Consider the following 14,044-nt stretch of genomic DNA (forward strand, 5'->3'; position numbering starts at 1 on the left):
AATCCGATGCGAATGTGGTTTTTGAGTGCTGGCCTGGCCTTGATGTGCATGGCCCAGAACGCAGCGGCGGGTACAGTCCTGATCGTTGGCGATAGTATCAGTGCCGGTTTCGGCCTGGATACCAGCAAAGGGTGGGTGGCGTTGCTGGAACAACGGCTCAAGCAGGAAGGTTTCGACGATAAAGTGGTCAACGCGTCCATCAGCGGTGACACCAGCGCCGGAGGGCTCGCGCGGCTGCCGGCGGCGCTTGCAGAGCATAAACCCGAGCTCGTGATCCTCGAGTTGGGTGGTAACGATGGCCTGCGTGGGCAGCCGCCAGCGCAATTGAAACAAAATCTTGCGTCGATGATCGACCAGTCCAGGGCCAGTGGTGCCAAGGTGCTGTTGTTGGGCATGCAATTGCCGCCCAATTACGGGCCGAAATACACCACGGCGTTCGCCGAGGTCTACGGGGCCCTGGCCAAGGAAAAAAGCATCCCGCTGGTGCCGTTTTTCCTTGAAGGCGTGGGCGGTCATCCGGAGTTGATGCAGGCAGATCAACTGCACCCGGCGGTCGGCGCGCAGGGCAAGTTGCTGGAAAATGTCTGGCCGACGCTAAAACCGCTGCTATGACGCTTTTCTACCGGCAGGCTTTCGGCTAAGGTGGCGCCCCCCCGATCTGGAGCCCCCGATGTCGCGCCCTGCCTGGTCCCTGTTCAACTACCAACTGATCGAGCCTGACGAGCAGCTGGATCTGTTCGCCTGCCAGGAAGTCCGGGTGCATCTGGTTGCGCGTCAACTGGAGCTGGGCGGCTCGATCGACCGCACGCTCTGCGGCACGTTGCTGCCGGCGCAACCGCGCTGGTCGTCGGTGGATCGCGCGATCTTCCAGGACCAGCGGCTGTGCCCACTGTGCCGGGCCATTCTCGAATCGCAAAAGCGCGGCACGCCGCTGATCTGGCCGGAGCTGCGCTTCGAATAGCAGCGGGGCGCACTGATGCTTGAAGCGTGCTTCACGTATACAATCAGTTTTTCCCTACCCGTCGTTCTGCGAAGGATTTTCCGGATGTTGTCGCGCCTCTCCGTCGTTACCTGCTGCCTGTCTCTTGCTGCCGTCTGTGCAGCCGGTTCGGCGTCAGCCTTGCAGTTGCCCCTGCCGCCGCCGGGCGAAGACATCGTTGGCCAGGTCCAGGTGATCAAGGCCAAGTACGAAGACACCTTTGCTGACCTCGGCACCACCTATGACCTGGGCTATTCGGAAATGGTCGCGGCCAACCCTGGTGTTGATGCCTGGCTGCCCGGTGCAGGCACCGAGATTGTGCTGCCCACCCGGTTTATCCTGCCGCCCGGCCCCCGCGAAGGCATTGTGATCAACTTGGCCGAATACCGGCTTTACTACTATCCCAAGGGGCAGAACGTGGTTTACACGTTCCCGTTGGGCATTGGTCGTGAAGGCTGGGGTTCGCCGGTTGCGCACACCACCATCACCGGCAAAATCCCCAACCCGACCTGGACGCCACCCGCGTCGATCAAGGCCGAGCATGCCGCCAATGGCGATCCACTGCCTAACGTAGTGCCTGCCGGGCCGGACAACCCATTGGGGCCGTTCAAATTCACCTTGGGGACGCCGGGTTACTTGATCCACGGTTCCAACATGAAATTTGGTATCGGTACGCGTACAAGCCACGGCTGCTTCCGCATGTTTAACAACAATGTGCTGGAAATGGCCGACATGGTGCCGGTCGGCACGTCGGTGCGCATTATCAACGATGCCTACAAGTTCGGCAGCAGTGGCGGCAAGGTCTACCTCGAAGCCCATACGCCACTGAATGATGACGGCACACCGTCGGTGGTCGACAAACACACCGCGGTCATCAATGCCCTGCTCAAGCGCGAAGACCTGGCTAACAACCTGCGGGTCAATTGGGACCAGGTGCGTGACGTAGTGGCGGCCGAAGATGGTTTGCCGACAGAGATCGGTGTACCGGGCGCCAATGCGCCGGTGGCGTCGAGCACGCCGGTCGATCTGCAGCAGTAGCCTGCTCGATCAAAGCCCGCCACAGCCTTGTGCTGCGGCGGGCTTTTTATTGCCTGAGTTTCAGGCCTGAATCCCAGGCATAAAAAAAGCCGACCCAAGAATGGATCGGCTTGATAACAACCCCGGAGGATTATTACTTGCGGCTTGCTTTTTCAAGCATGCGCAGAGCGCGCTCGTTAGCTTCGTCAGCAGTCTGTTGTGCTTTTTGAGCAGCAGCCAGAGCTTCATCAGCTTTACGGTAGGCTTCGTCTGCACGAGCCTGGGAGCGAGCTGCTGCGTCTTCAGTTGCAGTCAGACGAGCTTCGGTTTCTTTGGAGACGCTGCTGCAACCGGTAGCCAGAACTGCGGCCAGAGCCAGAGCAGAGAATTTCAGAACGTTGTTCATCGTGTTCCCCTTCAAGGACTTTCTATTAAATGGCTACTTTCTCAGAGTGAGCTGATAGCCGGCGTACATACTACTCATTACTTGTAGTAAGTAAACTGACGTAGCGCAAGAAGCAAAAAAAATTCTTGTGCCGAATCTATTTTGGCTAGTCTTTAGGAGGATTGTATAAAAACTGTCCAATTTTTTTCAGCGCGGTGGGAACTGGATCCAAGCTGAGAGGTCCGGCCTGCATGTGTCGGGCCGGGTAAACAGGTAAAGATTTATATATCGACGCCGACACTTTTTTTCATTTGGCCTTTACCGCTCCCGGCATCTTTTGCGCATGTAGAGGTGACTTTAAGAGCGGCAGTTCGTCTCATGCTTCAACTGCCGGCAATGTTCAGGCTATCGATCACTGATTGATCGAAGCCCTGTCTGTAACCTCCAGCGGCAGGGGATGACGAGTGTGCCTTGAGCTATCACAGGATTGGTGCCTACTATTCCCTACGTGCTGGTTGTGAGCGCTATAGGTTTTCTCGTTGTCGAAACCGGCACGGGGTGGCGTAGATGTTCCTTCGCCGGAAAAACATCGGTAAGGTAGGGGTCGAATTCCAAGACCCGCGAGGAGTAGTGATGAGCGAGGCGTTGTCCATCCACCATGACCAGGCTGGTCATCAGTTCGAGACCAATGTGGACGGTCATCGTGCCTATCTGACCTATATGGACCTCGGGAAGCAGACCCTGGATATCTATCGCACCTTCGTGCCCAATGCACTGCGCGGGCGCGGCATTGCTGCTGCCTTGACCGAGGAAGCATTGAAGTTCGCCGAAGAGGCCGGGTACACCGTGATTCCATCGTGCTCCTATGTAGAGCGCTACATGGAACGCCATCAGCGCCACGCCGCCAAGCTGAATATTGAGTAAGGCGGGACGCAGAGCGTCCCAGGCCGCATTCCCACGCAGAGCGGGGGAACAATCAACCTTAAATGGCAGCATAAAAAACGCCGGGCTAAGCCCGGCGTTTTTGTGTGCGCAGTTTAAGGTCAGGTGCGTTTGCGTTTGGGCAATACGTCCTTGAGCTTGGCGTGCATGCTGCGCAGCGTGGTCTCGGTGGCGGACCAATCGATGCAGGCATCGGTGATCGACACGCCGTACTGCAAGTCGGCCAGGTCTTTTGGAATCGCCTGGCAGCCCCAGTTCAGATGACTCTCGACCATCAAGCCGATAATCGACTGGTTGCCTTCGAGGATCTGGTTGGCGACGTTTTCCATCACCAGCGGCTGCAGCGCCGGGTCCTTGTTGGAGTTGGCGTGGCTGCAGTCGACCATGATGTTCGGCTTGATCCTGGCCTTGTTCAGCGCCTGCTCGCACAGCGCAACGCTGACCGAATCATAGTTGGGCTTACCGTTGCCGCCACGCAATACCACGTGGCCATAGGCGTTGCCCTTGGTGGTGACGATGGACACGCCACCTTCCTGGTTGATACCCAGGAAGCGGTGCGGGCTGGACACCGATTGCAGCGCGTTGATCGCCACGGTCAGGCCGCCGTCGGTGCCGTTCTTGAAGCCCACGGCCGAAGACAGGCCGGACGCCATTTCGCGGTGGGTCTGGGATTCGGTGGTACGCGCGCCGATGGCCGACCAGCTGATCAGGTCCTGCAGGTACTGCGGGGAGATCGGGTCGAGGGCTTCGGTGGCGGTGGGCAGGCCCATTCCAGCCAGGTCCAGCAGCAATTGACGACCGATGTGCAAGCCGTCCTGGATCTTGAACGAGTCGTCCAGGTACGGGTCGTTGATCAAGCCTTTCCAGCCGACGGTGGTGCGCGGTTTCTCGAAATAGACGCGCATCACCAGGTACAAGGTGTCGGACACTTCAGCCGCCAGCACCTTGAGGCGCTCGGCGTATTCGTGGGCAGCCTTGAGGTCGTGGATCGAGCACGGGCCAATCACCACAAAGAGGCGGTGGTCGGTGCCGTCGAGAATGTCACGGATGACTTCGCGGCCCTTGGTCACGGTCTGCAAGGCAGCGTCACTCAGGGGGATTTCGCGCTTGAGCTGATCGGGAGTGATCAGGGTCTCGTTGGATTCGACGTTTAGGTCATTGATCGGTAAATCAGCCATCGTGTTACTCGCCAGGGTCACGGGTGCCGGCCGCCAGCCATCCCCGTGCGGCGGGCACAGCATGATTTGAATGCAGGGGGGAGGAACCTTAGCGCGTAATGCGGGCCCGCGACAATGGGCAAAGCCGGCTTTAATCCAGCGCTGGCGCCACAACAGCCTCGTGGGAGAACTCGCCGGCATGGCGTGAAACCCATTCGCGGGCCATGGCCTCGAGTTGCACCGGCGTCGGCTCGGTGTGTTCGTGCAGGCGGCAGTAGCGTTCGATCTGGCACACTTGCTCACCCATTCGCGCACCGAACAGCGCGTGTTCATCGGTAAAAGAAATACCGACGCTATAGCCCGTTTCGACCTTGCGGCACCAGGCTACATAGCCCGGATAACGGGCACTGGCGCCCAGGGACGGGATGCGCAGATCAACCGCCGTGCCCTGGCGCCAGGCACGCGGGCAATTGCAGGCGACGCCGCCCAGGCCGATAGTGTGCAGGCGTTGGCGGGGAATGGCAGGAGCGGGGCGTTGGATTAACTCGACAGCGACATCATCAGGGTGAGGTAAAAAACGACCCATGTACACGGACTCCGAGCACCGTCCAGTTGACGGCGGTGGCAGCAGTATAGTGAAGGAACTGGAATTGACCGACCTGGATATTGACCAGCAATTGCTGGGATTGCCAGGTATTTCGCTTGTGGTGTTTACCAGTGTCGGCTGTTCCAGTTGCCGCTGGGCACGCCAGCAACTGCCCGGCTGGCGCTTGCCCGTAGACCGCGTGTGCTGGGTGGATGCCGGGCACAACGGCGGTGCGGTCGAGCGCTACCAGATCTTTCATTTGCCCGCGTTGTTCCTCGTGTGCGAGGGTCAATTCCTTGGGCAGTTACAGACCCGACTTACGCTTGGCGACCTGACTGAGGCCGTGAATCAAGCACTCACCCGTACACCAGAGGATTTGCCATGACCGCAGTTGCATCCCCGTCGCCACGCATAGGCATTATCGGCACCGGTGCTATCGGTGGGTTCTACGGCGTGATGCTCGCGCGTGCCGGTTTTGATGTGCACTTTCTGTTGCGCAGCGAATACGCAGCGGTCAGCGAGCACGGGCTGCACCTCAACAGTACGCTGCATGGCAAGTTGCACCTGCACCCGGTGCAGGCCTATGCCTGCGCCGCAGACATGCCCGCGTGCGATTGGTTGTTGGTAGGCACCAAGTCCACCGGCAATGTGGACCTGGCGCCGACCATTGCCCAGGTCGCCGCGCCGGACGCCAAGGTGGTGCTGTTGCAAAACGGCCTCGACGTCGAAGACAGCCTGCGTGAGCACTTGCCCGCGTCGCTGCATCTGCTGGGCGGGCTGTGCTATATCGGCGTGCACCGCTCCGCGCCGGGCGTGGTCGAGCATCAGGCCTTGGGTCGAGTCAACCTGGGCTATCACAGTGGCACCGCGGCCAACGATGAGGCGCGCCAGCAAGCGATAGTCGAAGAGGGCGCCGCACTGTTTCATACAGCGGGTATCGAGTCCCAGGCCATGGCCAATGTGCACCTGGCCCGCTGGCACAAATTGGTGTGGAATGTGCCGTACAACGGCCTCTCCGTGTTGCTGGGCACCGGCACCACCGCAATGATGGCCGATGAATCCAGCCGTGAGTTGATCCAGGCATTGATGGCCGAAGTGGTGAAGGGCGCCCACGCCTGCGGCCATGAAATTCCAGCCAGCTACGCTGAGCAGATGTTCGCCATGACCGAAACCATGGACGACTACCTGCCCAGCATGTACCACGATCATTTGCACAAACGCCCGCTGGAGCTGGCGGCGATCTACGCCCGGCCATTGGCCGCCGCGAAGGCCGCAGGGTGCGAATTGCCACGCATGCAGGCGCTGTACCAGGCCTTGAGTTTTATTGATCGGCGCAATCGCTGATACGGGCGCTGATTCGGGGGGAACACCATGGCAAAGGGATTGGGCGACAAACTGGTGCTGGCGATTTCGTCGCGGGCACTGTTCGACCTGAGTGACAGCCACAAGGTCTACCTGGCCGAAGGGGTGGAGGCTTACCGCAAGTACCAGATCGAACACGAGGAAGAAACCCTCGAACCCGGCGATGCCTTCCCGCTGGTCAAGAAGCTCTTGAGCCTCAACGCCAGCCTGGGCCGTGCCCGCGTCGAGGTGGTGCTGGTGTCGCGCAACAGTGCCGACACCGGTTTGCGCGTGTTCAACTCGATCCAGCATTACGGCCTGGATATTTCCCGCGCCGCTTTCGTCGGCGGGCGCAGCCCTTATCCTTATCTGGCCGCGTTTGGTTGCCATCTGTTTTTGTCGACCCATGCCGAAGACGTGCGCAGTGCCCTGGACGCCGGTTTTGCCGCGGCGACGATTCTGTCGGGTGGCCCGCGCCGGGCGTCGAGTGAAGAGCTGCGGATTGCGTTCGATGGCGATGCGGTGCTGTTTTCCGATGAGTCCGAGCGTGTCTATCAGTCAGGCGGGTTGGAAGCCTTCCTGGCCAACGAGCGTGAGTCGGCGCGCCAGCCGTTGCACGGTGGCCCGTTCAAGGGATTTCTGGCGGCGCTCAACGTGTTGCAGCGTGAGTTCGCAGACGAGGCGTGCCCGATCCGCACGGCACTGGTGACCGCGCGTTCGGCGCCGTCCCATGAGCGGGTGATTCGTACCTTGCGCGAATGGGACATCCGCCTGGACGAGTCGCTGTTCCTCGGCGGCCTGGAAAAATCAGCGTTTCTGGAGGCGTTTGCCGCCGATGTATTTTTCGATGACCAGGCCGGTCATTGTGAGAAAGCCAGGGAGGTGGTCGCCACCGGGCATGTGCCCCATGGCATCAGTAATGAGTTGAAAACCCACACCGAGAGCTAATCAGTCGAACTCCCGCAGGCGCTGCTAAGCTCATTCAATCCTCGCCATCCTGGCAGTCCAGGAGGTTCTATGATTCGTTCGATGTTGTATGCCACGGACCTCGGTCTGTATGCGCCTTATGTCATGCAACATGCGCTGGCGCTGGCCCGAACGTTCAAGGCGGATTTGTATGTGATTCACGTGGTCGAGCCGATTGGGCTGTTCGCCGAATCGGTGTTGCAGAGCTACCTTGATGAGAAGGCCTTGAACGAATGGCAGAGCCAGGGGCTGACCACCGTCATGGCAACCATCGAGCAGCGCGTGCTGGACAGTTTTCGCGAGGAGTTGGGGGAAGGGGAGCAAGACTTGAAATTGATTCGCTCGGTACGGGTGATCCAGGGGGACCCGTGCGAGGTGATTCTCGACCAACTGCGTAAACTTTCCGTCGACCTGCTGATCGTAGGAAGTCACAGCCACGCCACCGCGGCTGCCACACCGCTTGGGCGCACCGCTGCGAGGGTGCTGCAACTGGCGACAGTACCGGTTTATATGGTGCCGTCACTGCAGCGTCGGCGCAGTGATGACAGTTGATGAGTCGAAACGATAAAAAGTTCTAGATTTATCCGTCTTACCTTTAATATAGTTATATACCGTCGCTGATACCCGTGGCGTCTATCTGCTTTGAGGGACATATATGAAGCTTCAACAACTGCGCTACATCTGGGAAGTGGCGCACCACGACCTCAACGTTTCCGCTACCGCTCAAAGCCTCTACACCTCGCAACCCGGTATCAGCAAGCAGATCCGCCTGCTCGAAGACGAGCTGGGCGTTGAAGTGTTCGCGCGCAGCGGCAAGCACCTGACCCGCGTCACCCCGGCTGGCGAGCGCATCATCACCACCGCCGGTGAGATCCTGCGTAAAGTCGAAAGTATCAAGCAGATCGCCCAGGAATTCTCCAACGAGAAAAAAGGCACCCTGTCGATTGCCACCACCCACACCCAGGCGCGTTATGCCTTGCCGCCGGTGATCCGCGATTTCATCAAGCAATACCCGGACGTCGCCCTGCACATGCACCAGGGTTCGCCGATGCAGATCGCCGAGATGGCCGCTGACGGCACCGTCGATTTTGCCATCGCCACCGAAGCGCTGGAGCTGTTCGGCGACCTGGTGATGATGCCGTGCTACCGCTGGAACCGTTGCGTCGTCGTGCCCCAGGGCCACCCGTTGGCCAAGCTGCCGAAGCTGACCCTGGAAGCCCTGGCTGAATACCCGATCGTGACCTACGTGTTCGGTTTTACCGGCCGTTCCAAGCTCGACGAAGCCTTCAGCCATCGCGGCCTCACGCCGAAAGTGGTGTTCACCGCCGCCGACGCAGACGTGATCAAGACTTACGTGCGCCTGGGCCTGGGCGTGGGCATCGTCGCCAAGATGGCGGTCGACACCAACCTCGACAAAGACCTGGTGGTACTCGACGCCAGCGAGTTGTTCGAGTCCAGCGTGACCAAGATCGGCTTCCGTCGCGGTACATTCCTGCGTGGCTTCATGTGCGACTTCATCGAGAAATTTGCGCCGCACCTGACCCGCGAAGTCATGGCCAAGGCGATCCAGTGCCACAACAAGCCGGAATTGGAAGAGCTGTTTGACGGCGTAGAACTGCCCGTCCACTGAGTGGTTTATTTGGCCTCGGTAACCGTAAAGTGTTGCCGAGCGCCTGCCACCAGAATCTCCACCTCATCACCTTCGAACTTGCCCAGCAGGCTTTTGCCCAGGGGCGAGCGCGGGGTGATGACGGTCACCGGTTGCCCCACCACATCCACCTTCAAGCCTGCCGCGTCCGGCGCCAGAAACAGCCATTGCTGGCGAGCGTTTTCGTCTTCCAGGCCCACCAGTGCGCCGACTTCTATGCCACGCTGATCATCGTAAGCGCGTAGCTGCAGGTTCTGGCACAGCGCCAGCGACTGCTTGATTTCCTCGACCCGCTTGGCTTGCCCGGCCGCCAGGTAGGACGCTTCCAGGCCCAAGGTGTCGTATTTGTTTTCGGCGATGTTTTCTTCGTGGGTCGCAGTTTCGTAGGCGGTCTGCGCGGCACGCTGGGCGATATCGAGGTCGACTGTGAGCTTTTCCAGGATCAACTGGAGAACGGCGTGTTTATTCATGGTCATCAATCGCAGAATTGCAGGACATTTGCCTTGCTCTTTTCATTGGGCGCGTTCTGGTCCTGTTGCAGCCAGAACTGGCATTTGGGGTTGGCCAGGTTGCGCGCGTTGGTGCGTGCCTGGTCCAGGGTCTGCTGCTGTTCCTGCTTGCGAAGGTTCTCTTGGTATTGCTCGAACATGCGGTTCGGCGGTTCCGGCGCGGCCACGGCGGGTTTGCCCAATTGCTGCACCGCCTGGGCTACCGGCGCCAGGCTTTGCGGGAACAGGTAGCGCGAGGCCAGCCAGGTGGTCAGCACAATGGCGATAAACCCCAGCCACAGGCCGAACGCCACAGCAACACTGAGCTTGAACAGCGACAACGAACGATCAGACATGGTGGCCTCCTGGCAGGCATTTGCGGCGTGGCGGCGATTGTCGCACAGCCACTGTGCAGAATAATCGCGATCAAGCCTTCTGCATCGACGCATTTATGCGGACAATCGAGCCTTTGAGCGTTGGAGCCCGGAATGAAAGCCCGCTGGGATATTTTTTGCAGCGTCGTCGACAACTACGGCGACATCGGCGTGACCTGGCGCCTGGCCCGGCAATTGGTGGTGGAGCACGCGTGTGAGGTGCGCTTGTGGGTCGACGACCTGCGCGCCTTCGAACGCCTGTGCCCAGAGATTGATGTGCGGCTGGACCAGCAGTGGCAGGAAGGCGTGGAGGTGTGCCATTGGCCGGCGCAGTGGCGCGACACGCCATCGGCCGATGTGGTGATCGCCGCGTTCGCCTGCCAGTTGCCGCCTGACTATATGGAAGCCATGGCCGCGTGCGAACGCACACCCTTGTGGATGAACCTGGATTACCTCAGTGCTGAGGACTGGGTGGTGGGTTGCCATCGCCTGCCGTCAGTGAAGTTCAAGGGCGTGCAGAAGTACTTCTTTTTTCCGGGCTTTCGTCCGGGGACTGGCGGGCTTTTGCGCGAAGGCGGGTTGCTGGAGCAGCGTCAGGCGTTTCAGCACGACCCGGCAGCACAGCAACAATTCCTACAGGCGCTAGGCGTATTTCCAGCAGCGGGTGTGCGTTTGATGTCGTTGTTCGCCTACGAAAATGCCGGGCTCGCCAGTTGGCTCGACGTGCTGGCGACGGACGGGCGTGCCACTCATCTATTGGTGCCGGAAGGGCGCATCCTCGGCGATGTGCAGCGTTGGCTCGGTGTAGACGGGCTGGCCGTAGGAGATCTGCATCAGCGCGACGCTCTGACCGTGCAGGTGCTGCCGTTCGTGCGCCAGGAACAGTATGACCGCCTGCTGTGGTGCTGCGAGTTCAATGCGGTGCGCGGTGAAGACTCGTTCGTGCGCGCGCAGTGGGCGGGGCGCCCGTTGCTGTGGCACATCTACCGCCAGGACGAAGACATCCACCTGGACAAGCTCGATGCCTTCCTGGAGCTGTACACCGCCGCCTTATCGCCAGCCGCCAAAGCGGCGGTGGTTGCACTCTGGCAGGCCTGGAACGCTGATGGCGATATGGCACAACCGTGGAAAATGCTGCTGGAGCACTGGCCAGAGGTGTGCCGCAACGCCGATTCGTGGTGTCTGGAACAAGGCTTGCAGGCGGATCTTGCGACGGCGCTGGTGAAGTTTTATGAAAGTTGGATATGATACGCCACCTTGAATTTTGTAAATCCCATCCAAATTTCGGATATATGCAATGAAAACTGGTAAAGAACTGAAACCCGGTACAGTGATCCGTCTCGAAAACGACCCTTGGCTGGTTCAGAAAGCTGAGTTCACCAAGTCTGGTCGTAACAGCGCAATCATGAAGACCAAGCTGAAGAACCTGCTGACCGGTTACAAGACCGAGATCGTCTACAGCGCCGATGACAAACTGGACGACGTGATCCTCGACCGCAAAGAAGCGACCCTGTCCTTCATCAGCGGCGACACCTACACGTTCATGGACACCACCGACTACACCATGTACGAGCTGAACGCTGAAGACATCGAAGCCGTTCTGCCGTTCGTTGAAGAAGGCATGGAAGACGTCTGCGAAGCGATCTTCTTCGAAGACCGCCTGGTTTCCGTAGAGCTGCCGACCACCATCGTGCGTAAGGTTGCCTACACCGAAGGTTCCGCTCGCGGCGACACTTCCGGCAAAGTCATGAAGCCTGCCAAGCTGGCTAACGGTACCGAACTGCAAGTGGCCGATTTCATCGAAATCGACGACCTGATCGAGATCGACACCCGCGAAGGTGGTTCGTACAAAGGTCGCGCCAAGAAGTAATTCTGGCCTCGCCGATACGAAAAAAAGCCCGACCTTGCGTCGGGCTTTTTTGTGGGCGTTTGTTAATCAGACCGTCACGTGCAGGCGCACATCGACGTTGCCACGGGTGGCGTTGGAGTACGGGCAAACTTGGTGGGCGGCGTCGACCAGGCTTTGCGCGTCGTCTTGATCCAGGCCCGGCAAGTTAATGTTCAGGTCGATATCCAGGCCGAAACCACCGGGGATTTGACCGATGCCGACGTGGGCAGTGATCGAAGCGTCATCCGGGATTTTGCGTTTGGTCTGGCTGGCGACGAATTTCAGCGCGCCGATAAAGCAGGCCGAGTAACCGGCAGCAAACAGCTGTTCAGGGTTGGTGGCCTGGCCACCGGCACCGCCCAATTCTTTAGGGGTGGAGAGTTTGACGTCGAGGATGTTGTCGCTGGAAACAGCACGACCATCACGGCCGCCGGTGGCGGTGGCTACTGCGGTATAGAGCGTTTGCATGGGGTCTTCCTCTTGGTTTGTTAGCGCTAAATGTTTGTGCGCTAAGTAGTTGGTGATGTGAATGTATAGCGCTAATGTTTAGTGCGCAAGATAAATTTATAAAAATCTTTTCCGACGAGAATTTCCTGACACTCACCCAAACAAATGTGGGAGCTGGCTTGCCTGCGATGGCGGCATGTCAGCCACTCTATTGATGACTGATGGACCGCGATCGCAGGCAAGCCCGCTCCCACATTTTTACGGCGTGAATGCCTTCAAATTGCGTTTTGCAGATTGCCCCGCAAGGCAATCAAATCCCCCTGCAACTTGCGCAACTGCTCCAGTTGCAGCTCGCTGGCGCCGAGGATGCACTGCGGAATGCCCATGGCTTTTTCCTGCAGCGCACGGCCTGCCTGGGTCAATGCCACCACCACCACACGTTCATCCTCGCGGCTGCGGGTGCGGCTGAGCAGGCCTTCGGCTTCCAGGCGCTTGAGCAGCGGCGTCAGTGAGCCCGGGTCGGTCAGCAGGCGGCTGCTGATTTCGCCGACGGTCAAGCCATCCTCTTCCCACAACACCATCATGGCCAGGTACTGCGGATAGGTCAGGCCGAGGGCTTGCAGCAGTGGCTTGTAGACCTTGGTCATCAGCAGCGAAGTGGAGTGCAGGGCGAAACACAGCTGGTTATCCAGCATCAAGGATTCGCAAGGATCGGGGTTTTTGCTCATGACGGTGCCTCGAAAAAGCGTGTATGGGCTGGAATCTAGCGGTCAAACCTTTAATGCGCCAGATAATTCTGTCTGCGCGGTCAGACCAAACCGCTTTGCAGCGCCAGATCCCACGGCGGCACCGGGCTGAAACGTGACTTCAGGTATTCCAGCAACAACCGGCTACGCGCATTGGCCTGTTGCTCCAGGCGCAACGCGTAGATGCCGCTGGTTTCCGGGCTGGGCAAGCCATCTTCGCAAAACAGCGGCAACAGTTCGCCGCGCACCAGGTATTCACTGGCAAGCCAGGTGGGCAGGTGCGCGATACCCAGCCCGGCGAGTGCGCCCGAGAGCAGCGCTTCGGCGTTATTGGCACTCATGCGAATGCGCTGCGGGCGATAGGTGGCGCGGCGCCCATCCAGCTCGAAACGCCAGGCGAACATTGGCGCCAAGCCGTCCCAGTCGAGGCCGTCGTGTTCGCTCAACTCGCGCGGATGCGTCGGCGTGCCTCGGCTTTTGAGATAGGCCGGGCTGGCGCAGGCGATTCGCACGATGCTGGCCAGCGGTGTGGCAATCAACCGCGTGTCGACGATATGCCCGGCGCGCAGCACCAGGTCGACCTTGCCCAAGTGCGCGCCCTGCATGTCGACAAAGCTGTCGATCAGGTGCAGGTGCACGTCCAGCCCCGGGTACACATTCAGAAAATCGGCGATCACCGGCGCCAGATGCCGTCGACCAAACGCCGCCGGCGCGTCCACGCGAATCAAGCCCTCCGGCGCATGGCTCAACGACACCGCCTCGGCCCGTGCCAGTTGCAACTCGCCGACAATGCGCCGCGCCCGCTCGGCGAAGGCCAGGCCTGCCGGTGTCGGCACCACCGCGTGGGTGCTGCGTTGAAACAGGCGGCTGCCGACCGAACTTTCCAGGCTGTCGATCCGCCGCGCCACTGCCGAAGGCGTCAGCGGATGACGGCGGGCGGCGGCGGAAAAACTGCCGGTCTCCAGCACATCCAGAAACAGGCTCAGTTGATCGGTCAGGGTATTGGGGTTCATAGGCGTGCTTATGCGAGATTGGCACAGCCATTGTGCGTTGCTGTGCGTTTCCGCGCCAGAGCCGACT

General features: G+C 59.7%; 19 protein-coding genes. 11 read left to right on the forward strand and 8 right to left on the reverse strand.

The features are described from left to right. The first annotated feature begins 6 nt into the window (after nt 1–6). The 3 genes from PspR76_RS09775 (at nt 7) to PspR76_RS09785 (ending at nt 2,017) form a co-directional block, all read left to right on the forward strand. Nucleotides 7–612, forward strand: coding sequence for an arylesterase (locus tag PspR76_RS09775; protein WP_162530292.1), 606 nt, complete (start codon nt 7–9; stop codon nt 610–612). A gap of 58 nt (nt 613–670) precedes the next feature. Then, nucleotides 671–961, forward strand: coding sequence for a hypothetical protein (locus PspR76_RS09780; protein ID WP_017136142.1), 291 nt, complete (start codon nt 671–673; stop codon nt 959–961). Nucleotides 962–1,045: 84 nt separating this feature from the next. Continuing rightward, nucleotides 1,046–2,017, forward strand: a complete 972-nt coding sequence (locus PspR76_RS09785; RefSeq protein ID WP_159955004.1) for a L,D-transpeptidase family protein — start codon at nt 1,046–1,048, stop codon at nt 2,015–2,017. 133 nt (nt 2,018–2,150) lie between these two features. Here PspR76_RS09785 and oprI read toward each other — a convergent pair whose 3' ends face one another. Further along, the gene (oprI, locus tag PspR76_RS09790; protein ID WP_003172710.1) at nt 2,151–2,402 is read right to left on the reverse strand and encodes an outer membrane lipoprotei OprI; all 252 of its coding nucleotides are present in this window, start codon (nt 2,400–2,402) and stop codon (nt 2,151–2,153) included. Between the two features lie 612 nt (nt 2,403–3,014). Here oprI and PspR76_RS09795 point away from each other — a divergent pair. Continuing rightward, nucleotides 3,015–3,305, forward strand: coding sequence for a GNAT family N-acetyltransferase (locus PspR76_RS09795; RefSeq protein ID WP_159955005.1), 291 nt, complete (start codon nt 3,015–3,017; stop codon nt 3,303–3,305). Nucleotides 3,306–3,424: 119 nt separating this feature from the next. Here PspR76_RS09795 and PspR76_RS09800 read toward each other — a convergent pair whose 3' ends face one another. Beyond that, on the reverse strand, nt 3,425–4,501 hold the full coding sequence (locus PspR76_RS09800; protein WP_159955006.1) for a 3-deoxy-7-phosphoheptulonate synthase: 1,077 nt from the start codon (nt 4,499–4,501) through the stop codon (nt 3,425–3,427). A 130-nt stretch (nt 4,502–4,631) separates the two neighbouring features. After that, nucleotides 4,632–5,066, reverse strand: coding sequence for a PilZ domain-containing protein (locus PspR76_RS09805; protein ID WP_159955007.1), 435 nt, complete (start codon nt 5,064–5,066; stop codon nt 4,632–4,634). Between PspR76_RS09805 and PspR76_RS09810 the strand changes: the two genes are divergently transcribed. The 5 genes from PspR76_RS09810 (at nt 5,065) to cysB (ending at nt 9,003) form a co-directional block, all read left to right on the forward strand. Beyond that, the gene (locus PspR76_RS09810) at nt 5,065–5,451 is read left to right on the forward strand and encodes a thioredoxin (protein ID WP_159955008.1); all 387 of its coding nucleotides are present in this window, start codon (nt 5,065–5,067) and stop codon (nt 5,449–5,451) included. The two genes, PspR76_RS09805 and PspR76_RS09810, sit on opposite strands and share 2 nt — an antisense overlap. Beyond that, nucleotides 5,448–6,410 (forward strand): putative 2-dehydropantoate 2-reductase, encoded by a 963-nt coding sequence (locus PspR76_RS09815; RefSeq protein WP_159955009.1) that lies wholly within the window; start codon nt 5,448–5,450, stop codon nt 6,408–6,410. Before PspR76_RS09810 ends, PspR76_RS09815 begins: the two co-directional genes overlap by 4 nt. A gap of 27 nt (nt 6,411–6,437) precedes the next feature. Further along, nucleotides 6,438–7,355: a 5'-nucleotidase gene (locus PspR76_RS09820; protein ID WP_159955010.1), complete on the forward strand. Its 918-nt coding sequence runs from the start codon at nt 6,438–6,440 to the stop codon at nt 7,353–7,355. A gap of 69 nt (nt 7,356–7,424) precedes the next feature. Next, entirely contained in the window at nt 7,425–7,925 is a 501-nt protein-coding gene (locus PspR76_RS09825) for a universal stress protein (RefSeq protein ID WP_159955011.1), read from the forward strand. 103 nt (nt 7,926–8,028) lie between these two features. Continuing rightward, nucleotides 8,029–9,003 (forward strand): HTH-type transcriptional regulator CysB, encoded by a 975-nt coding sequence (gene cysB, locus PspR76_RS09830; RefSeq protein ID WP_159955012.1) that lies wholly within the window; start codon nt 8,029–8,031, stop codon nt 9,001–9,003. 5 nt (nt 9,004–9,008) lie between these two features. Here the strand turns inward: cysB and PspR76_RS09835 are convergent, their stop codons facing one another. Both PspR76_RS09835 and PspR76_RS09840 read right to left on the reverse strand, forming a co-directional pair. Continuing rightward, nucleotides 9,009–9,491, reverse strand: coding sequence for a GreA/GreB family elongation factor (locus tag PspR76_RS09835; RefSeq protein WP_159955013.1), 483 nt, complete (start codon nt 9,489–9,491; stop codon nt 9,009–9,011). Nucleotides 9,492–9,496: 5 nt separating this feature from the next. After that, on the reverse strand, nt 9,497–9,865 hold the full coding sequence (locus tag PspR76_RS09840) for a hypothetical protein (protein ID WP_159955014.1): 369 nt from the start codon (nt 9,863–9,865) through the stop codon (nt 9,497–9,499). 132 nt (nt 9,866–9,997) lie between these two features. On the opposite strand from PspR76_RS09840, the gene earP reads away from it, so the two are divergent. Beyond that, on the forward strand, nt 9,998–11,131 hold the full coding sequence (gene earP, locus PspR76_RS09845) for an elongation factor P maturation arginine rhamnosyltransferase EarP (RefSeq protein WP_159955015.1): 1,134 nt from the start codon (nt 9,998–10,000) through the stop codon (nt 11,129–11,131). Nucleotides 11,132–11,180: 49 nt separating this feature from the next. Next, a complete protein-coding gene (locus PspR76_RS09850) occupies nt 11,181–11,753 on the forward strand; it encodes an elongation factor P (RefSeq protein ID WP_003218698.1) in 573 nt (190 codons plus the stop codon). Between the two features lie 66 nt (nt 11,754–11,819). Here PspR76_RS09850 and PspR76_RS09855 read toward each other — a convergent pair whose 3' ends face one another. The 3 genes from PspR76_RS09855 to PspR76_RS09865 form a co-directional block, all read right to left on the reverse strand. Further along, nucleotides 11,820–12,239 (reverse strand): organic hydroperoxide resistance protein, encoded by a 420-nt coding sequence (locus PspR76_RS09855; protein WP_159955016.1) that lies wholly within the window; start codon nt 12,237–12,239, stop codon nt 11,820–11,822. Nucleotides 12,240–12,493: 254 nt separating this feature from the next. Next, nucleotides 12,494–12,946, reverse strand: coding sequence for a MarR family winged helix-turn-helix transcriptional regulator (locus PspR76_RS09860; RefSeq protein ID WP_159955017.1), 453 nt, complete (start codon nt 12,944–12,946; stop codon nt 12,494–12,496). Between the two features lie 80 nt (nt 12,947–13,026). Then, nucleotides 13,027–13,977: a LysR family transcriptional regulator gene (locus PspR76_RS09865; protein ID WP_159955018.1), complete on the reverse strand. Its 951-nt coding sequence runs from the start codon at nt 13,975–13,977 to the stop codon at nt 13,027–13,029. Nucleotides 13,978–14,044: the final 67 nt, after the last annotated feature.

The organism is Pseudomonas sp. R76 (assembly GCF_009834565.1).
GTDB lineage: Bacteria > Pseudomonadota > Gammaproteobacteria > Pseudomonadales > Pseudomonadaceae > Aquipseudomonas.

Bases quoted from the DNA above. Each gene is read 5' to 3' on its own strand.
- PspR76_RS09865 (WP_159955018.1), bottom strand. From the start codon at position 13,977: ATGAACCCCAATACCCTGACCGATCAACTGAGCCTGTTTCTGGATGTG.
- earP (WP_159955015.1), top strand. From the start codon at position 9,998: ATGAAAGCCCGCTGGGATATTTTTTGCAGCGTCGTCGACAACTACGGC.
- PspR76_RS09785 (WP_159955004.1), top strand. From the start codon at position 1,046: ATGTTGTCGCGCCTCTCCGTCGTTACCTGCTGCCTGTCTCTTGCTGCC.
- PspR76_RS09855 (WP_159955016.1), bottom strand. From the start codon at position 12,239: ATGCAAACGCTCTATACCGCAGTAGCCACCGCCACCGGCGGCCGTGAT.
- cysB (WP_159955012.1), top strand. From the start codon at position 8,029: ATGAAGCTTCAACAACTGCGCTACATCTGGGAAGTGGCGCACCACGAC.
- PspR76_RS09820 (WP_159955010.1), top strand. From the start codon at position 6,438: ATGGCAAAGGGATTGGGCGACAAACTGGTGCTGGCGATTTCGTCGCGG.
- PspR76_RS09840 (WP_159955014.1), bottom strand. From the start codon at position 9,865: ATGTCTGATCGTTCGTTGTCGCTGTTCAAGCTCAGTGTTGCTGTGGCG.
- PspR76_RS09850 (WP_003218698.1), top strand. From the start codon at position 11,181: ATGAAAACTGGTAAAGAACTGAAACCCGGTACAGTGATCCGTCTCGAA.
- oprI (WP_003172710.1), bottom strand. From the start codon at position 2,402: ATGAACAACGTTCTGAAATTCTCTGCTCTGGCTCTGGCCGCAGTTCTG.
- PspR76_RS09815 (WP_159955009.1), top strand. From the start codon at position 5,448: ATGACCGCAGTTGCATCCCCGTCGCCACGCATAGGCATTATCGGCACC.
- PspR76_RS09860 (WP_159955017.1), bottom strand. From the start codon at position 12,946: ATGAGCAAAAACCCCGATCCTTGCGAATCCTTGATGCTGGATAACCAG.
- PspR76_RS09810 (WP_159955008.1), top strand. From the start codon at position 5,065: ATGTACACGGACTCCGAGCACCGTCCAGTTGACGGCGGTGGCAGCAGT.
- PspR76_RS09800 (WP_159955006.1), bottom strand. From the start codon at position 4,501: ATGGCTGATTTACCGATCAATGACCTAAACGTCGAATCCAACGAGACC.
- PspR76_RS09835 (WP_159955013.1), bottom strand. From the start codon at position 9,491: ATGAATAAACACGCCGTTCTCCAGTTGATCCTGGAAAAGCTCACAGTC.
- PspR76_RS09775 (WP_162530292.1), top strand. From the start codon at position 7: ATGCGAATGTGGTTTTTGAGTGCTGGCCTGGCCTTGATGTGCATGGCC.
- PspR76_RS09825 (WP_159955011.1), top strand. From the start codon at position 7,425: ATGATTCGTTCGATGTTGTATGCCACGGACCTCGGTCTGTATGCGCCT.
- PspR76_RS09805 (WP_159955007.1), bottom strand. From the start codon at position 5,066: ATGGGTCGTTTTTTACCTCACCCTGATGATGTCGCTGTCGAGTTAATC.
- PspR76_RS09780 (WP_017136142.1), top strand. From the start codon at position 671: ATGTCGCGCCCTGCCTGGTCCCTGTTCAACTACCAACTGATCGAGCCT.
- PspR76_RS09795 (WP_159955005.1), top strand. From the start codon at position 3,015: ATGAGCGAGGCGTTGTCCATCCACCATGACCAGGCTGGTCATCAGTTC.